The organism is Coleofasciculus sp. FACHB-712 (assembly GCF_014695635.1).
In the GTDB taxonomy this organism is placed as follows: Bacteria; Cyanobacteriota; Cyanobacteriia; order Cyanobacteriales; family FACHB-T130; genus FACHB-T130.
Genome location: NZ_JACJOQ010000295.1, coordinates 1 through 2,733 on the forward strand (window position 1 = coordinate 1; position 2,733 = coordinate 2,733).

Sequence of the window (2,733 nt, forward strand, 5' to 3'; positions counted from 1 at the left end):
AAATCGCGTTACTTTCAAATTGGCACACCTTGCAACCTTGAGAAGATGCAACGATATCTACGGGTACTAAAGCTATTTTGGAGTACAGCGATCGCTGCCGAACTTGAATACCGGGTTAATTTTGTTCTAGCAGCACTCAGTAGTTTGGGAAACCTAGCCGGTAGTATGTTTGGGTTGTCCTTGTTTTACCGCAATGGTTACACCTTTGAAGGGTGGAAATGGGAGGAAGCTTTGGTTGTGTTGGGAGTTTTTACGATCCTGCAAGGCTTTTCTAATAGCTTTTTGGTGCCTAATTTAAACCGGATTGTCGATCAGGTTCAGCAAGGGACATTAGACTTTGTGCTGCTGAAGCCAATTAGCAGCCAATTTTGGCTTTCTACCCGCGCCTTTTCTCCTTGGGGACTGCCAGATTTAGTCTTTGGAGGGGTGCTGATTGGCTATGCTGGGGCGCGGTTGGGTTTGAGAATCAGCGACTATTTCTTAAGTACGATACCGCTACTATTCGGTTTCGCAATTCTGTACAGCCTGTGGTTTATGCTGGGGGCGACTAGCATCTGGTTTGTGAAAATCTACAACGTCACTGAGGTACTCAGAGGCTTTTTAGAAGCTGGGCGATACCCAATGGTTGCTTATCCCGCTGCTTACCGTTTTTTCTTTACTTTCATAGTGCCAGTAGCGTTTTTAACGACTATCCCAGCGGAGGCGATGCTGGGGCGCGTCGAGGTGGGTTGGATAGTGAGTGCGGGAATTCTGGCGTTGGCGCTATTATTCGCTTCGCGGGTTTTCTGGCGGTTTGCACTGCGATTTTATACGAGTGCGTCGAGTTAGAATTACCAGAATTTGCGATCGCTTGTTGAGAACTAACCGTCAGACAGACGATTTCCATCCGGCAATCTTCAATCAATTGAAGGGGTAGAAGACGAAAGCAAAATCAAACAATGGAAACGAAAGAACTCGGACATACAGGTGTCAAAATCAGCGCGATCGCACTGGGTGGAATGCCGATGTCTTTAAGTAGCAGACCCCCAGAATCAGAATCCATCAAAGTCATCCATCGCGCCCTCGATTTGGGCGTGACGCTGATTGATACCGCTGATTCCTACTGCAAAGATGAATCAGATAAGCACCACAACGAAGGCTTAATTAGTAAAGCGCTTTCCTCTTATTCAGGTGATAAGAGTAATGTTCTGGTTGCCACTAAGGGCGGACTGATGCGCCCTAACGGTAGCTGGACGCGCAACGGCAACCCCAAGCATCTACGAGAGACAATTCGGATCAGCTTTGAGACTTTGGGGGGAAAGCCGATAGATATTTGGCAATACCACGCACCCGATACAGATTACACGATTGAAGAGTCGCTGAAACCAGCCAAAGAAGCTGTAGAACAAGGAACGATCCGGTTTGTCGGCGTCTCTAACTTTTCAGTAGAGCAAATTAAACGCGCCCGTGATGTGGTTGAGATTGTCTCTGTACAAAATCAGTACAATCCTTGGAATCGTCAGCCGGAAGAGGACGGAGTGCTGGAGTATTGCGAAAAGGAACAACTAACGTTTTTACCTTGGAGTCCGTTGGGTGGTAGCCGTCGCGTGGGCAAACTGGAAGATATTGATGCGATCGCGCAACTTGCCCAAGAAAAAAGCGTTTCTGTCTACAATATTGTCCTAGCATGGCTGCGGGCAAAATCTCCAGCCATTGTGCCTATTCCCGGCGCAAGTAAAGTTTCCAGCATTGAAGACTCTGTGCGTGCTGTCGATGTCAAGCTGTCAGATCGAGAAGTTGCCCAAATCGACCGCGCTACAGCATCCTGATGATTGTAGGGGCTTTCGCATTCCAGCGAAAAAACGCTTGCTGTAACAATAGTTGCTCTGAATGCCTCGCCCTCCCCACGGCTAGATTGAGGGCGAAGCCTTCGGGTTCAAAATCAGGGTGTGTGACAGAAATGTTCGCCTAAATGCGAAAGCCCTATAGGAAATCAGCGAACGAGAAAATAGGTTAAGCTACCGCTAGTTCTGCTTCCTCAGACATTTCTGTGGGAACGCCATCCTGAACCAGTGAAGGCATCTGTCCGCTTTTCTGCATCAGATTTGTCACCATTGCCAACAAAGCATTCACCTTGCGAGTCCGCCACGCATCCACCATCTCTTCTACTGCTGCATCTGGGAGGCGACGCTTTAGCGCTTCTAAAAGATAAGCGGCGTGTCCGGTTTCGTCGTGGGCGATACTGAGGAGTCCCTTTTTCAAGCTAGCGCTGTTCGGTTCATCCTCTGGTAACACATTAGCCATGCGAACGAAGTCCTTGCTGGCATCCAGTTCTAGGATATACGTGCTAGCCATGAACACCACCCAGTCAATATTCTGCGGTTTCAAGCTTTCTTGGGAGTATCCTTCAAAGTAAGCTTCAAAAAAGGGACTGCGGCGGCGTTCATCCGGCTTACCCTCTGGCTTGGCTTCAGCGGCTTTCTTGAAGTCAATGACTTGCTTATTCAGCCGCTTCAGCGCTTGGGCAAAAATTTGACCGTGACGCTTTTCATCAGAGGCGTGGCGGGCAAGTTTTTCAGCTAGCCACGTATCGCCTTCAGCAGCGGCGCGATCGCTCAAGGCTTGCAGAAATGGAACTGAACCGGATTCTGCCAGTTGGAACCCGGCGAGGACGTTTGGGCGCGTTAAAGGATCGCGAATTTGGCTGGCACCAATGTAAGCCCCAGCACCCGATCCGGCTAAGTGCAACAGGTA

At 49.1% G+C, this 2,733-nt stretch carries 3 protein-coding genes; 2 read left to right on the top strand and 1 reads right to left on the bottom strand.

What is annotated here, in order from left to right:
• The first annotated feature begins 45 nt into the window (after positions 1-45).
• Positions 46-828 carry an ABC transporter permease gene (locus tag H6F50_RS07830; RefSeq protein ID WP_190410112.1) on the top strand — a complete coding sequence of 261 codons (783 nt, stop codon included), beginning with the start codon at positions 46-48 and terminating at the stop codon, positions 826-828.
• A 110-nt stretch (positions 829-938) separates the two neighbouring features.
• Positions 939-1,808 (top strand): aldo/keto reductase, encoded by an 870-nt coding sequence (locus H6F50_RS07835; protein ID WP_190428138.1) that lies wholly within the window; start codon positions 939-941, stop codon positions 1,806-1,808.
• A 184-nt stretch (positions 1,809-1,992) separates the two neighbouring features.
• Here the strand turns inward: H6F50_RS07835 and H6F50_RS07840 are convergent.
• The coding region (locus tag H6F50_RS07840; RefSeq protein ID WP_190428140.1) for a ferritin-like domain-containing protein at positions 1,993-2,733 on the bottom strand (741 nt) is incomplete at its 5' end.

Coding starts and splice junctions, on each gene's coding strand:
- H6F50_RS07830 (WP_190410112.1), top strand. CDS start 46: ATGCAACGATATCTACGGGTACTAAAGCTATTTTGGAGTACAGCGATC.
- H6F50_RS07835 (WP_190428138.1), top strand. CDS start 939: ATGGAAACGAAAGAACTCGGACATACAGGTGTCAAAATCAGCGCGATC.